At 57.4% G+C, this 16,745-nt stretch carries 19 protein-coding genes; 18 read left to right on the top strand and 1 reads right to left on the bottom strand.

Annotation, left to right across the window (positions count from 1 at the left end; genetic code table 11):
* Positions 1 to 118: 118 nt before the first annotated feature.
* Positions 119 to 766, bottom strand: coding sequence for an SDR family oxidoreductase (locus HMPREF2847_RS05405; RefSeq protein ID WP_070767576.1), 648 nt, complete (start codon positions 764 to 766; stop codon positions 119 to 121).
* A 296-nt stretch (positions 767 to 1,062) separates the two neighbouring features.
* Between HMPREF2847_RS05405 and HMPREF2847_RS05400 the strand changes: the two genes are divergently transcribed.
* The 18 genes from HMPREF2847_RS05400 (at position 1,063) to mgtE (ending at position 16,726) form a co-directional block, all read left to right on the top strand.
* Positions 1,063 to 2,601, top strand: coding sequence for an FAD-binding oxidoreductase (locus HMPREF2847_RS05400; RefSeq protein WP_070851748.1), 1,539 nt, complete (start codon positions 1,063 to 1,065; stop codon positions 2,599 to 2,601).
* A gap of 91 nt (positions 2,602 to 2,692) precedes the next feature.
* Positions 2,693 to 3,997, top strand: coding sequence for an SAM-dependent methyltransferase (locus HMPREF2847_RS05395; RefSeq protein WP_070851747.1), 1,305 nt, complete (start codon positions 2,693 to 2,695; stop codon positions 3,995 to 3,997).
* Positions 3,998 to 4,385: 388 nt separating this feature from the next.
* On the top strand, positions 4,386 to 4,757 hold the full coding sequence (gene rpsL, locus HMPREF2847_RS05390; RefSeq protein ID WP_038627636.1) for a 30S ribosomal protein S12: 372 nt from the start codon (positions 4,386 to 4,388) through the stop codon (positions 4,755 to 4,757).
* Positions 4,758 to 4,760: 3 nt separating this feature from the next.
* Positions 4,761 to 5,231 carry a 30S ribosomal protein S7 gene (rpsG, locus tag HMPREF2847_RS05385; RefSeq protein WP_049193220.1) on the top strand — a complete coding sequence of 157 codons (471 nt, stop codon included), beginning with the start codon at positions 4,761 to 4,763 and terminating at the stop codon, positions 5,229 to 5,231.
* Positions 5,232 to 5,530: 299 nt separating this feature from the next.
* Positions 5,531 to 7,663: an elongation factor G gene (gene fusA / locus HMPREF2847_RS05380; RefSeq protein ID WP_083327325.1), complete on the top strand. Its 2,133-nt coding sequence runs from the start codon at positions 5,531 to 5,533 to the stop codon at positions 7,661 to 7,663.
* 502 nt (positions 7,664 to 8,165) lie between these two features.
* Positions 8,166 to 9,356, top strand: a complete 1,191-nt coding sequence (gene tuf / locus HMPREF2847_RS05375) for an elongation factor Tu (RefSeq protein ID WP_070851746.1) — start codon at positions 8,166 to 8,168, stop codon at positions 9,354 to 9,356.
* A 668-nt stretch (positions 9,357 to 10,024) separates the two neighbouring features.
* Complete coding sequence (gene rpsJ / locus HMPREF2847_RS05370; RefSeq protein WP_003938093.1) at positions 10,025 to 10,330, top strand: 30S ribosomal protein S10; 306 nt, start codon at positions 10,025 to 10,027, stop codon at positions 10,328 to 10,330.
* 31 nt (positions 10,331 to 10,361) lie between these two features.
* Complete coding sequence (gene rplC, locus HMPREF2847_RS05365; protein ID WP_070767579.1) at positions 10,362 to 11,018, top strand: 50S ribosomal protein L3; 657 nt, start codon at positions 10,362 to 10,364, stop codon at positions 11,016 to 11,018.
* Positions 11,015 to 11,662, top strand: coding sequence for a 50S ribosomal protein L4 (gene rplD / locus HMPREF2847_RS05360; RefSeq protein ID WP_005510033.1), 648 nt, complete (start codon positions 11,015 to 11,017; stop codon positions 11,660 to 11,662). Before rplC ends, rplD begins: the two co-directional genes overlap by 4 nt.
* Positions 11,662 to 11,967 (top strand): 50S ribosomal protein L23, encoded by a 306-nt coding sequence (gene rplW / locus HMPREF2847_RS05355; protein WP_005509869.1) that lies wholly within the window; start codon positions 11,662 to 11,664, stop codon positions 11,965 to 11,967. The genes rplD and rplW overlap by 1 nt, the downstream gene beginning before the upstream one ends.
* Before the next feature lie 37 nt (positions 11,968 to 12,004).
* Entirely contained in the window at positions 12,005 to 12,847 is an 843-nt protein-coding gene (gene rplB / locus HMPREF2847_RS05350; RefSeq protein ID WP_070851745.1) for a 50S ribosomal protein L2, read from the top strand.
* 14 nt (positions 12,848 to 12,861) lie between these two features.
* Positions 12,862 to 13,140, top strand: coding sequence for a 30S ribosomal protein S19 (gene rpsS / locus HMPREF2847_RS05345; RefSeq protein ID WP_005509882.1), 279 nt, complete (start codon positions 12,862 to 12,864; stop codon positions 13,138 to 13,140).
* A gap of 3 nt (positions 13,141 to 13,143) precedes the next feature.
* Positions 13,144 to 13,506, top strand: coding sequence for a 50S ribosomal protein L22 (gene rplV, locus HMPREF2847_RS05340; RefSeq protein ID WP_005509775.1), 363 nt, complete (start codon positions 13,144 to 13,146; stop codon positions 13,504 to 13,506).
* Positions 13,506 to 14,246 (top strand): 30S ribosomal protein S3, encoded by a 741-nt coding sequence (gene rpsC, locus HMPREF2847_RS05335; RefSeq protein ID WP_005509954.1) that lies wholly within the window; start codon positions 13,506 to 13,508, stop codon positions 14,244 to 14,246. Before rplV ends, rpsC begins: the two co-directional genes overlap by 1 nt.
* Before the next feature lie 3 nt (positions 14,247 to 14,249).
* Positions 14,250 to 14,666: a 50S ribosomal protein L16 gene (gene rplP, locus HMPREF2847_RS05330; RefSeq protein WP_049170015.1), complete on the top strand. Its 417-nt coding sequence runs from the start codon at positions 14,250 to 14,252 to the stop codon at positions 14,664 to 14,666.
* Positions 14,666 to 14,902: a 50S ribosomal protein L29 gene (rpmC, locus tag HMPREF2847_RS05325; RefSeq protein WP_005509851.1), complete on the top strand. Its 237-nt coding sequence runs from the start codon at positions 14,666 to 14,668 to the stop codon at positions 14,900 to 14,902. Before rplP ends, rpmC begins: the two co-directional genes overlap by 1 nt.
* On the top strand, positions 14,899 to 15,177 hold the full coding sequence (gene rpsQ, locus HMPREF2847_RS05320; protein ID WP_048760623.1) for a 30S ribosomal protein S17: 279 nt from the start codon (positions 14,899 to 14,901) through the stop codon (positions 15,175 to 15,177). The genes rpmC and rpsQ overlap by 4 nt, the downstream gene beginning before the upstream one ends.
* Positions 15,178 to 15,376: 199 nt before the next feature.
* Positions 15,377 to 16,726 carry a magnesium transporter gene (gene mgtE, locus HMPREF2847_RS05315; protein ID WP_070851744.1) on the top strand — a complete coding sequence of 450 codons (1,350 nt, stop codon included), beginning with the start codon at positions 15,377 to 15,379 and terminating at the stop codon, positions 16,724 to 16,726.
* Positions 16,727 to 16,745: the final 19 nt, after the last annotated feature.

The following is a 16,745-nucleotide window of genomic DNA, read 5'->3' as shown; positions in this document are numbered from 1 at the left end:
TTGTGGCTTACTAGCGGATTGCTAGTTCGTCACGGTTGTGCCGGAGGATTTTTCTTTGTCAGGAGTTAGCGGTTTCCAAGAAGATGAGAGCTAATTATGTACCGCTCTCGGATGTCGCTTAAGCCTTGAGTGCCTCCGAAATCGGAGTGTTGCCCTCGTTGAAGTTGATCATGCGACGAACAGTGGCGTCGTTGAATACGGTCTGTGCGATGACATTGGCGACGGTCGCGCGAGCGACCTTGCCTGCCTTAGTTGCAGCAGTGTCGATGGAATCCGGACCCTTATCAAGGGTAAGTGTGCTTGGGCCGAGAATGGTCCATTCGAGGTCTGACGCGCGCAGCGCTTCGTCGGCTGCAGCCTTGGACTCGGCATAGGCAAAGAAGCTGTGATCCTCTGGAACGCCATGGTCGTGACCCGCACCAAAGTAGGAGACCATGACGTAGCGCTTAACGCCAGCCTGCTCGGCTGCGGCAATCGAAGTAATAGCTGCGTCGCGGTCGATCGCGTACGTCCGTTCTGGTGAACCTCCACCAGCGCCGGCGGACCAAATCACAGCGTCGTGCCCGCGCAGGAGGTCCGCAAACTGCTCGGTCGAGAGACTGGTGATGTCGTAAACGGCTGGAGTGGCACCGAGAGCCTCGATATCCGGAACCTGGTCGGGGTTGCGAATAACAGACGTGACCTCGTAGCCATCGGAGATAAGTAGGGGAGTAGCGATTTGGGCCACCTTGCCGTGGCCGCCAATGACAATAACCTTCTTAGACATGTCCCCACCTATACGCTGTCAGTACACTGCTGGCAATGAAGAAGGCATTCGCCTGTGGTGAGCATGGCGAAATTCTGTTTCATACCGCATTCGGTCGCCACCCCTTTTAAAGGGTAAGCCGACTGGACACTAAGGTTACCCATAGCAAGTTATAGATATAGAGGTAAATCCCCTTTTCAGGCGATGAATTGCTCTCCACGGAGAATGCAAAGTTTGGTGGCTTCCCACGAAGATGCGAAAAACAATCCGTCAACTTGCATAGAAGTCACCCAAGACCTGCGGTTACGGTAGCTTTCATGGCTCATCAACAGAATCCTGGTGTTGGCACTGTCCCTCGTTTAGCCGGAAGGCTCACTGCCGCGGCAGCAAAGCTGGCACCAGGGCGGGGGATTGACCAGGTCTGTGTTGAACCGGTGGGCTGGTACGCGCATGAGCAGGGAGTGCAGAAACTTCTGGAGAGTTTTCAATCTATTCCCGTCGATAAGCGAGTGCGGTTGGCGAAGCAAACGTCGAACCTTTTTCGGACCCGCAGTGAAACCGATGTTCCTGGCCTCGATGTCAGTGGCCTCGGTGGGGTAGTGGCCGTTGACCCTGTTGCAAAGACTGCCGATGTGCAGGGAATGTGCACGTACGAAGACTTGGTGGATGCCACCTTGCCCTATGGGCTCATGCCCTTTGTAATCCCTGAACTGAAGACAATCACGCTCGGCGGAGCTGTCACAGGCATGGGCGTAGAGTCCACAGCGTTTCGCAATGGTCTGCCGCATGAATCGGTCCTGGAAATGGATATTCTGACGGGCACTGGCGAGATTATTACCTGCTCTCGTACTGAAAATGTGGACCTGTTCCGTGGCTTTCCTAATTCCTATGGGTCGCTCGGGTACGTCGTGAGACTAAAGATTGAGCTGGAAGAAGTACTGCCGTACGTTGAACTCCGGCACGTGCGATGCCACTCCACAACAGAGGCGGCTGAAAAGCTCGCAACCGTTGTCGCCGAGAAGGAATACCAAGGCGAACCCGTTGATTTTCTTGATGGTGTGGCGTTCTCGCCGGAAGAAATCTACCTTGTGCTCGGCCGTAAGACGGAGGAAGAAGGTCCTGTCTCGGACTACACCCGGGACAAGGTTTACTACCGCTCGCTCCAGCATCCATCGGGAATCACCCGAGATCGTCTCACCATTCGCGATTACATCTGGCGCTGGGATGTTGACTGGTTCTGGTGCTCTCGAGCTTTTGGAACCCAGAATCCGACAGTGCGGGCTATGTGGCCGCGAGAGCTCAAGCGTTCGTCTTTCTATTGGAAGCTGATTGGACTCGATAAGAAATATGACCTTGAGAACAAGATGAAGGCTCGGAAGGGCCTGCCAGCTAACGAGCGCGTCGTTCAGGATATCGAAGTCACTGTCGACCGACTGGCTGAGTTTTTGGATTGGTTCTTCGAAGCTTGCGATATCCAGCCAGTGTGGATGTGCCCAATCCACCTTCGGGAAGGTTCAGAGAATCTTATTGGTAGCGGTGACAAATTGGGCGATAGCGACAGCCCGTGGCCGCTCTATCCGCTTGATCCCGAGACCACCTGGGTCAACGTGGGGTTCTGGTCAGCAGTGCCAATCAATTTGGTGCCCGGCGATTCGCGTCCCGGTGCCTTTAACCGGGTCATCGAGGAAAAAGTCAGTGAATTGGGTGGTCATAAGTCACTGTATTCCGAGGCTTTCTACTCGCCGGAGCAGTTTGAAGAGCTCTATGGAGGCAGTCTGCCCGACGAGCTCAAGGAGATCTACGATCCCAACTCGCGGTTCCCGCGCCTTTATGACAAGACCGTTGCTGGCGCCTAACTCAATCGCAGTGCCGAGTGTTTAACCCTGCGCTGACGTCTAAATCAAAAACAGATCACTTAGCCACATCTTTCACAGATAAGGACTCATCATGGCGTTTACTCAAATGACTGTTGCAGAGATCTTCGAGACCTTCATCGATACTTCGGAAAAGCCACTGCCGCTGCGTTTGACTGCTTTCGACGGTTCGGCTGCAGGCCCGGAGGATGCGAAAGTTGGCATCAATGTACGCTCGCGCGACGCTTTGAATCACATCGTGACCCATCTGCGCGACGATGTCGGCTTTGGACGCGCATTCGTTACCGGTGAACTGGAACTGACCCGCGTGAGCCTCGGGCACCCCATCGAGGCCTTCGGGGCGTTGATGGACTTGCATGATCAATTCGAGGTTCCACCTGCTGCAACTTTGGCAAAGGTCGTCCGCTCGCTACGGGCGATGGGGCTGCCATATGTTCCTGAAATCCCGGAGATCGAGCGCACCGCATGGTGGAAGAAGCGCCTGCACAACGGTTTGGCTCGCCATTCTAAGGAACGCGACGCAGCGTCAATCTCTTCGCATTACGACGTGAGTAATGAATTCTATGAGTTACTACTCGGCGCCTCGATGACGTACACCTGTGCGTACTATCCGAATGAAGACTCCACGCTTGAAGAGGCTCAAGAGAACAAGTACCGCCTGGTGTTCGATAAGTTGCGTCTAAAGGAAGGCGACCGGCTTCTCGACGTTGGCTGCGGTTGGGGTGGCATGGTTCTCTATGCAGCTAGGCGTGGAGTGAAGGCGATTGGCGTGACTCTCTCTGAACAGCAGGCAGAGTGGGCACAGGCGAAAATCAAGGAAGAAGGTCTCGAGGATCTGGCTGAGGTGCGCTTTCAGGATTACCGAGATGTCTCCGAACAGAACTTCGATGCCATCTCTGCGATCGGCATCCTGGAGCATATTGGCGTTAAGAACTACCCGAGCTTCTTTGGTTTCCTTTACGGAAAGCTGAAGGAGGGCGGTTTGATGCTCAACCATTGCATTACTTACTGGGATAATCACCGCACCCGCAAGGGCACCTTCATTGATCGCTACATCTTCCCGGATGGCGAGCTCACTGGCGTTGGCACAATCATGCATGCCATGCAGGACCAGGGATTCGAGATGGTCAATCAGCAGAACCTTCGCTTTGACTATGCCCGCACTCTCAACGACTGGTGCGAAAACCTGGAGAACGACTGGGATAAGGCAGTTGAGCTCGTCGGGGAACAGACGGCGAAGTTGTGGGGCATGTACATGGCCGGCTCGGAATACAATTTCCGTCATAACGCCATCCAGCTGCACCAGGTGCTAGGAGTTAAGTTGCTTCCTGACGGCTCCCGCGGCGATGTCCCCGAGCGACAGTGGTGGGAGGATTAGAGACTCCAGTGGCGCAAGAGGTTGTGGGGTGAGGCGCGCCGCGCCTTACGACGAAAATTTGGTCCCAAACCGGAGTTGCACTCAAAGTGGCTGAAATTTTTGCGCTGTTACCAGGGTGTTTGGACTAAACCCGCAGCTCGCGTACTGTTATACAACGATCCCAGAAAAGAATTGGGAACTTGAGACATTACCCAGTAGGCCAGCGAGAGCGGCTGACTGGGTTTCGCACGTTCAAAATCCCTCCATTTCTTGCGTTCAACCGATGGGCTCACCACTGGATGAGTAATAACTTTTCTTGTGATGCATTCACACGGAAGGTGGTTACTCCGCTGCGGTTGGCATCGGTCGTGAGAATGTCCAGCGAGGATTGAAAACAGAAAGAGGCTTCATGCCCACTATTCAGCAGCTGGTCCGCAAGGGCCGCCATGACAAGAAGGCTAAGGTTGCAACCGCAGCTCTGAAGGGTTCCCCTCAGCGCCGCGGCGTTTGCACCCGTGTTTACACCACCACCCCGAAGAAGCCGAACTCGGCTCTTCGTAAGGTCGCTCGTGTTCGCCTGACCTCCGGTGTCGAGGTTTCGGCTTACATTCCGGGTGAGGGCCACAACCTGCAGGAGCACTCCATGGTGCTCGTTCGCGGTGGTCGTGTTAAGGACCTCCCGGGTGTCCGCTACAAGATCGTCCGTGGTTCCCTTGACACCCAGGGCGTCAAGGACCGCAAGCAGGCTCGTTCCCGCTACGGCGCAAAGAAGGAGAAGTAAGCCATGCCACGTAAGGGCCCAGTACAGAAGCGTCCTGTCGTCAACGACCCGGTCTACGGCTCCCCTCTGGTGTCGCAGCTGGTCAACAAGGTTCTGATCGACGGTAAGAAGTCGACTGCAGAGCGCATCGTCTACGGTGCACTTGAGATGTGCGAAGAGAAGACCGGTACTGATCCGGTGCTGACTCTGAAGCGCGCAATCGAGAACGTCAAGCCGGCTCTTGAGGTTCGTTCCCGCCGCGTTGGTGGCGCCACCTACCAGGTCCCGGTCGAGGTTCGCCCGGGCCGCGGCACCACGCTGGCACTGCGCTGGCTGCTGATGTTCTCCCGTCAGCGCCGTGAGAACACCATGACCGAGCGTCTCGCTAACGAGATCCTCGATGCATCCAACGGCCTGGGTGCATCCGTCAAGCGTCGTGAGGACACTCACAAGATGGCGGAAGCTAACCGCGCATTCGCTCACTACCGCTGGTAATCGCTTATCGACGGAGGCCGCGAGTGGTCACCGTCGTAAAGCAGCAGCCGGTATGTCAACGGCGCGCGTCGGTCGCGGTCCACAGATCTTTAAGGGTCACTCAATAGGGGCCAGCCCGGCGCTTACACCCGATGTCTTGCGTAGAATTTACGCAATAGGTGTACGTCACGGCGCGACTTCGCGCCAAGACGGTGGCATTATAGATAAAGCAAACCCGACCGACGGCGGATTTGACGGCCAATTGCAATCCCGTGATTGAGTCTCACCGCCAAACCGATTTGAAACGAGTGGGGAATCAAGTGGCTGAAGGTGCACTTCCCGTTAAGAAGGACCTCCACAAGGTCCGCAACATCGGCATCATGGCGCACATCGATGCTGGTAAGACGACTACGACCGAGCGCATCCTGTACTACACGGGTATTAACCGCAAGGTCGGCGAGACTCACGATGGTGCGTCCACAACCGACTGGATGGAGCAGGAGAAGGAGCGCGGTATTACCATTACCTCCGCTGCTGTGACCTGTTTCTGGAACGACAACCAGATCAACATCATCGATACCCCGGGCCACGTCGACTTCACCGTTGAGGTTGAGCGTTCCCTGCGTGTGCTCGACGGTGCCGTCGCAGTCTTCGACGGTAAGGAAGGTGTCGAGCCGCAGTCTGAGCAGGTTTGGCGTCAGGCTCAGAAGTACGATGTCCCGCGTATTTGCTTCGTCAACAAGATGGACAAGCTGGGCGCTGACTTCTACTACACCGTTGGCACCATCGTTGACCGCCTCGGTGCTAAGCCGTTGGTTATGCAGCTGCCGATTGGCGCTGAGGATGACTTCGACGGCGTTGTTGACCTGTTGGAGATGAAGGCCCTCATGTGGCCGGGCAAGGTTGAGATCGGTACTCCTGCGCAGGTCGAGGAGATTCCGGCGGACATGGTCGACAAGGCTAACGAGTACCGTGAGAAGCTCATTGAGACCGTCGCTGAGTCCGACGAGGAGCTCATGGAGAAGTACTTCGGTGGCGAAGAGCTGACCATGGACGAGATCAAGGGCGCCATCCGCAAGATGGTCCTGAACTCTGAGGTTTACCCGGTCTACTGTGGTACCGCTTACAAGAACAAGGGTGTTGAGCCGCTGCTCGACGCTGTCATTGACTTCCTGCCGAATCCGCTGGACATCGGTGAAGTTCACGGCCACCAGATGGGCGACGAGGACGTCGATATGGTCCGTAAGCCGTCTAAGGATGAGCCGTTCTCCGCTCTCGCATTCAAGATCGCTGCTCACCCATTCTTCGGCAAGCTGACCTTCGTCCGCGTTTATTCCGGTCGCGTGGAGCCTGGCCAGCAGGTCCTGAACGCCACCAAGGACAAGAAGGAGCGCGTCGGTAAGCTGTTCCAGATGCACGCCAACAAGGAGAACCCTGTTGACGAGGCAGTGGCAGGTAACATCTACGCCTTCATCGGTCTAAAGGACACCACCACCGGTGACACCCTGTGTGCACAGGATGCTCCGATTGTTCTGGAGTCCATGTCCTTCCCGGATCCGGTTATCTCCGTTGCTATTGAGCCGAAGTCCAAGGCTGATCAGGAGAAGCTGAGTACTGCTATTCAGCGTCTGGCTGAAGAGGACCCGACCTTCACCGTCAAGTTGGACGACGAGACCGGCCAGACCGTTATCGGCGGTATGGGCGAGCTCCACCTCGACGTCCTGGTTGACCGCATGAAGCGCGAGTTCAAGGTCGAAGCAAACATCGGTAACCCGCAGGTTGCTTACCGCGAGACCATCCGCAAGCCTGTCGAGAAGTTCGAGTACACCCACAAGAAGCAGACCGGTGGTTCGGGTCAGTTCGCCCGCGTCATCATTGCTCTGGAGCCGTACTCCCCGTCCGCTGAAGAGGTGGAAGAAGGCGAGTCCACAACTTACCTCTTCGCAAACGAGGTCACCGGTGGCCGCGTTCCGAAGGAGTACATCCCGTCTGTCGACGCTGGTATTCAGGATGCAATGCAGTACGGTACCGTCGCCGGCTACCCACTGGTGAACATCAAGGCAACCCTGCTCGACGGTGCTTACCACGAGGTTGACTCCTCTGAAATGGCCTTCAAGATCGCTGGTCAGCAGGCTCTGAAGGAAGCTGTTCAGAAGGCTAAGCCGGTTCTGCTCGAGCCGATGATGGCCGTTGAGGTCATTACTCCGGAAGAGTACATGGGCGAGGTCATCGGTGACATCAACTCCCGTCGTGGCCAGGTCAACTCCATGGAAGACCGCACCGGCGTCAAGGCTGTCAAGGCACTGGTTCCGCTGTCCGAGATGTTCGGCTACGTTGGTGACCTGCGTTCCAAGACCCAGGGTCGCGCTAACTACACCATGATCTTCGACTCCTACGCTGAGGTTCCGTCCTCCGTGGCCGAGGAGATCATTGCAGCTCGTACCGGCGCTTAAGTTGTGTCGGTAGGGTGGGGCACTCATTCAGCGCTGACCCCACCCCTGCACCCACTGCACTGTCACTCTTTTTAGGGAACGCAGTGCGAGGGTCTGCAGCTTTAGTAGATTCCCTCTAGCTTTGACTGTGCTGAGACATCGTCAGACCGTTGGCGTGTGTTAGCACAGGCAAGCTCTAGGGGGTAGCTGCTCGCAATTCATATCGTTGGGCGATTTTAGATCGCAACTCAAATATCCAGCATTTATGCTGGTAAATAACGATGTGAGTTGCTGGCCGTTACCCACCCTTAACTAGGGGGTTGGTCTGGTTTGGAAAACTCCAGTATCCTGCCCTAGTATCGAGTAACTGGCACAGTGAAAGAATAGTGCTCTTTTGCGCGCGCACGTTCCGAAGTCGTAAGCGAACAGTTTGAAGGCTTCTGATGTTGTGAAGGCGGATAGAGTGACCACAAAATTGTGGCTGCGAGAGTCGTGGCCACCTAGACCTCCAGGAGGACTAAAAGTGGCAAAGGCGAAGTTCGAGCGTACGAAGCCGCACGTCAACATCGGTACCATTGGTCACGTTGACCACGGTAAGACCACCACTACCGCCGCTATCACCAAGGTTCTGGCTGACAAGTTCCCGGACCTGAACGAGTCGTTCGCTTACGATGCCATCGATAAGGCACCGGAAGAGAAGGAACGTGGCATTACCATCAACGTTTCCCACGTTGAGTACCAGACGGAGAAGCGCCACTACGCTCACGTCGATGCCCCGGGCCACGCCGACTACATCAAGAACATGATCACCGGTGCTGCTCAGATGGACGGCGCAATCCTGGTTGTTGCTGCTACTGACGGCCCGATGCCGCAGACCCGCGAGCACGTTCTGCTGGCTCGCCAGGTTGGCGTTCCGTACATCCTCGTTGCACTGAACAAGTGCGACATGGTCGACGACGAAGAGATTATCGAGCTCGTCGAGATGGAGGTCCGCGAGCTGCTGGCTGAGCAGGACTACGACGAGGAAGCTCCGATCGTTCACATCTCCGCTCTGAAGGCTCTTGAGGGCGAAGAGAAGTGGGTCAACTCCATCGTCGAGCTGATGGAAGCCTGCGACGAGAACATCCCGGATCCGGTTCGCGAGACCGACAAGCCGTTCCTGATGCCGATTGAGGACATCTTCACCATTACCGGTCGCGGCACCGTTGCTACCGGTCGTGTTGAGCGCGGCGTTCTGAACGTCAACGACGAGGTGGAGATCCTGGGCATCAAGGAGAAGTCCCAGAAGACCACCGTTACCGGTATCGAGATGTTCCGCAAGCTGCTGGATTCCGCTGAGGCTGGCGACAACTGTGGTCTGCTGCTCCGCGGTACCAAGCGTGAGGACATCGAGCGCGGTCAGATCGTTGCTAAGCCGGGCGCTTACACCCCGCACACCGAGTTCGAGGGTTCCGTCTACATCCTGTCCAAGGATGAGGGTGGCCGTCACACCCCGTTCTTCAACAACTACCGTCCGCAGTTCTACTTCCGCACCACCGACGTCACCGGCGTCGTTTCCCTGCCGGAAGGTGTCGAGATGGTCATGCCGGGCGACAACGTTGACATGTCTGTCAAGCTGATCCAGCCGGTCGCAATGGACGAGGGCCTGCGTTTCGCTATCCGCGAGGGTGGCCGCACCGTCGGCGCTGGCCGCGTTACCAAGATCATTAAGTAAGTCTTCTCCCCAAAGGGGAGATGCTTTAAGTAGGTCTTAGAAGAATCCCGACTCCGCGTAAGCGGAAGTCGGGATTTTTTGTATCTGTACATAGCCGACACTAGACGGGATGAGCGTGGCGCAATAGCCGTCGTTAAGCAGACTGTGCCGTAATGGGTGTGATGTACGTTGCACTTTGGAACCGTGATTTTACATTCGCAGTGCGGACGTGCTTTAATACGGAGGTTGCTTTAACAAAGGCGTTCACGCCAATTGTCGTACCAGGCCCAGCTGGGAACCAGTACGAAATTGGACTTAGCGCCTATGGTAAGGCGAGCATGACCACGTAGGGACTTTGTTCCCAATCGTGCCTCACGGAGAAAACGGGCGACACGCCCGACCGCGGGGGTCGGAGGTGGCATGGCAAATTAACAGCGGCAGTAGGCAAAATGAAGAGCCCCACGAGGGGGACTTGTTTTCCACTGGGATTTGAGTACAGGCATTATTCGTCCGCTCGGGTCATGGCCAAAAGTTAATTTGCCATGACGATCGAAGACGAAATCGCTTTGAAGTAATGCACAACCCAGTTTTAATTTCTGGCGCTGGCCATAGTTGCTGACGGCGTCGAGAAACATTGACAGGGTCGACGCCCCTTTAATTGGGGCGCGCCGACCGAGGAGAGGACAAGCGTGGCCGGACAGAAGATCCGCATCAGGCTCAAGGCCTACGACCATGAGGCTATCGACGCTTCTGCGCGAAAGATCGTGGAGACCGTTACCCGCACGGGTGCACGCGTCGTTGGCCCGGTGCCGTTGCCAACCGAAAAGAACGTTTACTGCGTTATCCGTTCGCCGCACAAGTACAAGGACTCGCGCGAGCACTTCGAGATGCGCACTCACAAGCGTCTGATCGACATTCTCGATCCAACGCCGAAGACCGTCGATGCACTTATGCGCATTGACCTTCCGGCAAGTGTCGATGTGAACATTCAGTGATCCTGGACTTTTGGTAGCGGAGACAAGATAAATGAGTGAAAACGAGATCAAGGGCATCCTGGGCACGAAGCTCGGTATGACTCAGATCTTCGACGAGGAAAACCGCGTTGTTCCGGTTACCGTCGTTGAGGCTGGGCCGTGCGTAGTGACTCAGGTGCGCACTAAGGAAACCGACGGCTACGACGCCGTCCAGATTGCATACGGCGAAATTGACCCGCGTAAGGTCAACAAGCCGGAATCCGGCCACTTCAAGAAGGCCGGTGTGACCCCGCGTCGCCACAGCGTCGAGATTCGCACCCCGGACGCTTCCTCTTACGAGGTCGGCCAGTCCGTTGGTGTCGACATCTTCGGCGAAATTGAGTACGTCGACGTCACTGGTACCTCCAAGGGCCACGGCTTCGCCGGTGGTATGAAGCGCCACGGCTTTGCTGGCCAGGGTGCAGCTCACGGTAACCAGGCTGCTCACCGTCGTGTTGGTGGCATTGGCGCCTGCGCCACGCCAGGACGCGTCTTCAAGGGCAAGCGCATGGCAGGCCGCATGGGTAACGACCGGGTCACAACCCAGAACCTGAAGATCCAGAAGGTTGACGCTGACGCGAACCTGCTGCTCATCAAGGGCGCAGTTCCGGGTGCACGCGGCGGCCTGCTGGTTGTTAAGACTGCCACGAAGGGTGGTGCTCACGCATGACCAACCTCAAGCTAGACGTACACACCGCTGAAGGCGGCGTGAACGGTTCGGTTGAGCTTCCTGCTTCCGTGTTCGACGCGGAGGTGTCCATCGCCCTGATGCACCAGGTTGTTGTCGCACAGCGTGCAGCAGCTCGCCAGGGCACCCACAAGGTCAAGACCCGCGGTGAGGTTCGCGGCGGTGGCCGCAAGCCGTGGCGCCAGAAGGGTACCGGTCGCGCCCGTCAGGGTTCGATTCGTGCTCCGCACTGGACCGGCGGTGGCATTGTCCACGGCCCGGTGCCGCGCGACTACAGCCAGCGCACCCCGAAGAAGATGATTGCAGCTGCTCTGCGCGGCGCACTCTCTGACCGTGCTCGCCACGACCGCATCCACGTTGTCGAGGAACTGGTCCCAGGCCAGACCCCGTCCACCAAGGCAGCTCGTACTTTCGTCGAGCGTCTGACTGAGCGCCACAACGTGCTCGTCGTTCTGCCACGCGAGGACGTCAACTCGTGGAAGTCGGTTCGTAACCTGCCAGGTGTCCACATCCTGTCTGAGGATCAGCTGAACACCTACGACGTTCTGAAGGCCGATGACGTCATTTTCGCCGTTCAGGCACTCAATGACTTCATCACTCGCACCGCCGGTAAGGAGGAGAAGTAATGGCTACCATCGCAGATCCCCGCGACATCATTGTTGCACCGGTAGTGTCTGAGAAGTCCTACGGACTTATGGAGCAGGGCGTTTACACGTTCCTGGTTCACACCGACGCTAACAAGACCCAGATCAAGATCGCGGTCCAGGAGATTTTCGGTGCCAAGGTCGCTTCCGTCAACACCCTCAACCGTGAGGGCAAGCGCAAGCGTTCCCGCACCGGCTACGGCAAGCGCAAGAACACCAAGCGCGCCTACGTGACTCTCGCGGCCGGCAGCGATCCCATCGACATCTTCGGCGGTTCGGCAGCCTAGCCGCTAGCCGACGAGGAAGTTAAGGAAGAGCAAAAGTATGGCTATTCGTAAGTACAAGCCGACTACGCCGGGTCGCCGCCAGAGCTCCGTCTCCGAGTTCAGCGAGGTTACTCGCTCGACTCCTGAGAAGTCTCTGCTGCGCCCGCTGTCGAAGACTGGTGGCCGTAACGTACACGGTCACATCACCACTCGCCACAAGGGTGGCGGACACAAGCGCCAGTACCGTGTCATCGACTTCCGTCGTAATGACAAGGACGGCATTCCGGCAAAGGTCGCTCACATCGAGTACGACCCGAACCGTACCGCCAACATCGCACTGCTGCACTACGCAGACGGTGAGAAGCGTTACATCATCGCTCCGAAGAACCTGAAGCAGGGTGCCATCGTTGAGTCCGGCGCTAATGCCGACATCAAGGTTGGTAACAACCTGCCGCTGCGTAACATCCCGACCGGTTCCACCGTTCACTGTGTGGAGCTCAAGCCGGGTGCCGGCGCACAGCTGGCACGTTCTGCTGGTGCTTCTATTCAGCTTCTCGGTAAGGAAGGCAAGTACGCAGTTCTGCGTATGCCGTCCTCTGAGATCCGTCGCGTCGACGCTCGTTGCCGTGCAACCGTCGGTGAGGTCGGAAACCAGGATCAGATCAACATTCGTTGGGGCAAGGCCGGCCGTATGCGCTGGAAGGGCTGGCGCCCGACTGTCCGCGGTGTTGTTATGAACCCGGTCGACCACCCGCACGGTGGTGGTGAGGGTAAGACCTCCGGTGGTCGCCACCCGGTTTCCCCGTGGGGCCAGAAGGAAGGCCGCACCCGTAAGCCGAACCGCCCGAGCGACCAGCTGATCGTTCGTCGCCGTCGTACCAACAAGAATAAGAAGCGCTAAGGAGGGAACTGAGAATGCCACGCAGCCTTAAGAAGGGCCCGTTCGTCGATGAGCACCTCCTCGCGAAGGTCGATGCACAGAACGAGAAGGGCACCAAGCAGGTCATCAAGACCTGGTCTCGCCGCTCCACGATTCTCCCCGATTTCATCGGCCACACCTTCGCCGTTCACGACGGTCGCAAGCACGTGCCGGTGTTCGTGGATGACTCTATGGTCGGCCACAAGCTGGGCGAATTCGCCCCGACCAAGACCTTCAAGGGTCACGTCAAGGATGACAAGAAGGGACGTCGATAAGCCATGAGCAACGACATTACTTCTGCACGCGCAACTGCGCGCTTCGTCCGCGTTACTCCGATGAAGGCACGTCGCGTCCTGGACACCGTTCGCGGTAAGTCCGTGGACGAGGCACTGAACATCCTGGAGTACGCTCCGCAGGGTGCTGCTGATCCAGTTGCCAAGGTTGTTGCATCTGCAGCTGCAAACGCTGAGAACAACTTCGGCCTGGACCGTCGTACTCTGGTCATCTCCGAGGCTTACGCCAACGAGGGACCGACCATGAAGCGCTTCCGCCCGCGTGCGCAGGGCCGTGCTTTCCACGTCCGCAAGCGCACCAGCCACATCACCGTGGTCGTCGAGAGCCAGAAGGAAGGTGACCGATAGTGGGACAGAAGATCCATCCACACGGTCTTCGCCTCGGTATTTCCAGCGACTGGAAGTCCCGCTGGTACGCCGACAAGCAGTACGCTGACTACCTGGCCGAGGACATCAAGATCCGCGATCTGCTGTCCACCGGTCTTGAGCGCGCCGGCATCTCCGATGTCGTTATCGAGCGCACCCGTGACCGCGTGCGTGTGGACATCCACACGGCACGCCCGGGCATCGTTATCGGTCGTCGTGGCTCCGAGGCTGACCGCATCCGCGGCCAGCTCGAGAAGCTCACCGGCAAGCAGGTTCAGCTGAACATCCTCGAGGTCAAGAACATTGACGCGGATGCGAAGCTGGTTGCTCAGTCCATCGCTGAGCAGCTCGCCAACCGTGTCGCTTTCCGTCGTGCAATGCGCAAGGCTATCCAGTCTGCAATGCGTCAGCCGCACGTCAAGGGCATCAAGGTTGTCTGCTCCGGTCGTCTCGGCGGTGCCGAGATGGGCCGCACCGAGCGCTACCACGAGGGTCGCGTTCCGCTGCACACCCTGCGTGCGGAGATCGACTACGGCACCCACGAAGCTCACACCACCTTCGGCCGCATTGGCGTCAAGGTGTGGATCTACAAGGGTGACGTGATCGGTGGCCGTCGCGAGTCCGAGATCAACGCCGGCAACGCCCGCCAGCGTCGCGGCAACGACCGCCCGCGTCGCGGTGGCAAGCGTCGTCAGCGTGCATCTGAGAAGAAGGAGGGCTAATTCATGCTCATCCCGAAGCGCGTTAAGTTCCGTCGCCAGCACCGCCCGACCCGTTCTGGTATGTCCAAGGGCGGCAACAAGGTGACTTTCGGTGAATACGGTCTCCAGGCTCTCGAGCCGGCCTACATCACCAACCGTCAGATTGAGGCAGCGCGTATTGCCATCAACCGCCACGTCAAGCGTGGTGGTAAGGTCTGGATTCAGATTTTCCCGGACCGTCCGCTGACCCAGAAGCCGCTGGGTGTTCGTATGGGTTCCGGTAAGGGCCCAGTCGAGAAGTGGATTGCAAACGTCAAGCCGGGTCGCATCATGTTCGAGATGTCCTACCCGGACGAGGCAGTTGCCGTCGAGGCACTGAAGCGCGCAGGCGCTAAGCTGCCGATTAAGACCCGAATCGTTCGGAAGGAGGATCAGTACTGATGTCGAACGGCATTCCCGCCCACGAGCTTCGCTCGCTGGATAACGATGACCTGGTTGCCAAGCTCAAGGAGTCTAAGGAGGAGCTGTTCAACCTCCGTTTCCAGAGCGCTACCGGTCAGCTGACCAACAACCGCCGTCTCCGCACTGTCCGCAAGGATATTGCTCGCATTTACACCGTTATGCGTGAGCGCGAGCTCGGCCTGTCTGCTGCACCAACCGATGGTGATGCAGCATGAGTGAGGAAAACATGAACACCACCGAGGCTGGCGCACGTAAGGTGCGCACCGGTTACGTCGTGTCCGACAAGATGCAGAAGACCATCGTTGTCGAGCTCGAGGACCGCAAGCAGCACGCCCTGTACGGCAAGATCATGCGCACGAACTCCAAGGTCAAGGCGCACGACGAGAACGAAGAGGCTGGCGTGGGCGACCGCGTCCGCATCGAAGAGTGCCGTCCGCTCTCCAAGGACAAGCACTACCGCCTGCTCGAGATCGTCGAGAAGGCTAAGTAAGACCCGATAGCTGAGCAATCAGCTAGGGCTTTACGACGAGAACCCCGCCGCGGGAAACACGCAAGTGTTTTCTGTGGCGGGGTTTTGTTTTTGGCAAGCCAAGTTTCCTCGTGTTTCTAGTCGCCTCAGTCAAGGTTTGATGGGTATTTATCTCTGATAGCATTGGCGAGGATTTATGCTTTGTGAGGGGAGAAGTTCGGTGACTACTGACGTGACCAGGATTGATGATCGAGACCTGGAGTCCGCACTTCGCTCACACGACGTGGCGACGTTGTCGCGGCTCTTAACTGATATTGAGCCCAAGGCTGCCGCTCGAAAGATGCGCCGCCTCAGCCATGAGGACCGTGCACTGTTCTACCGCACACTGCCGAAGGACACTGCGGTTGAAACCTTCGATGAGCTGGACTCGGCTCTGCAGGCGCACCTGATTGAAAGCCTCCGAGATCCCGAAGTCACCGCAGTCTTTGCGGAGATGGAACCGGACGACCGAGCTGAGTTGCTCGATGAGCTACCAGCCTCGGTTGCTTCAAAACTGCTCGCCGATCTACCGGATGATGAGCGAGAGCTGACCAACATTGTTCTCGGTTACGCCGATGGTTCCATTGGGCGTCGAATGAGCCCGGAGCTGGTGTCGCTTCACGACGATATGACGGTGGGGGAGGCTCTGGAGACCGTCTACAAGCATCTGGATGATGCCGAATCCATCTACACCCTGCCGGTGTCGAACCGGAATCGCCGCCTGGTGGGCGTGGTCAGCCTTCGTGATTTGATGCGCGCCAGCAGTGATATCCATGTTGCGGCGATTTTGCGGAAGGCAGACTACGCAGAGGCCACCGAGTCTGAAGAGAAGGTGGCTCGCATGTGCGCTGATCGTAAGCGCCTAGCTCTGCCGATTGTCGACAGCGAGCAGCGTGTTATCGGTCTGCTCACGGTGGACGATGCACTCCGGATTCTGGAGGAGGCAGACTCCGAGGACCAAGCTCGTATTTCCGGTTCTGAGCCTCTGCGATTGCCCTATCTCGCGACGCCCATTTTCGAGATCGTTCGCTCTCGTGTGGTGTGGCTGCTCGTACTTGCTATCGGTGCGACATTGACCGTGCAAGTCCTGGAAACCTTCGAAGAGACGCTGTCTCAGATGGTGGTTCTTTCGGTGTTCGTGCCGCTGCTGATTGGTACAGGTGGCAATACCGGTAACCAGGCTGCAACTACGATTACGCGTGCGTTGGCGCTGGGGGATGTCCAACCCCGCGATATATTCAAAGTCATTCTCCGAGAGGTGAGGGTCGGCGCGTTCCTCGGTCTATTGCTTGGCACTCTCGGCCTGCTGCTAGCTGGCTTGGTTTACGGTTGGGACATCGGCCTAGTGATTGGCCTTACGCTGCTGGGTATTTGTACTCTCGCGGCAACCGTCGGTGGCATTATGCCGCTGATTGGTAAGAAGTTTGGCATTGACCCAGCAGTCTTCGCTAACCCGTTCATTACGACGCTTGTCGACGCCTCCGGTCTGATCATCTACTTCCTGATCGCTAAGTCGGTACTGGGGATTTAGACCCCACGGTGCGCAGCTG

Source organism: Corynebacterium sp. HMSC074C03 (assembly GCF_001838285.1).
Taxonomy (GTDB): Bacteria; Actinomycetota; Actinomycetes; order Mycobacteriales; family Mycobacteriaceae; genus Corynebacterium; species Corynebacterium amycolatum.
Note: the sequence above shows the minus strand (reverse complement) of the source record. Positions and strands in the feature narration are given on the sequence as shown.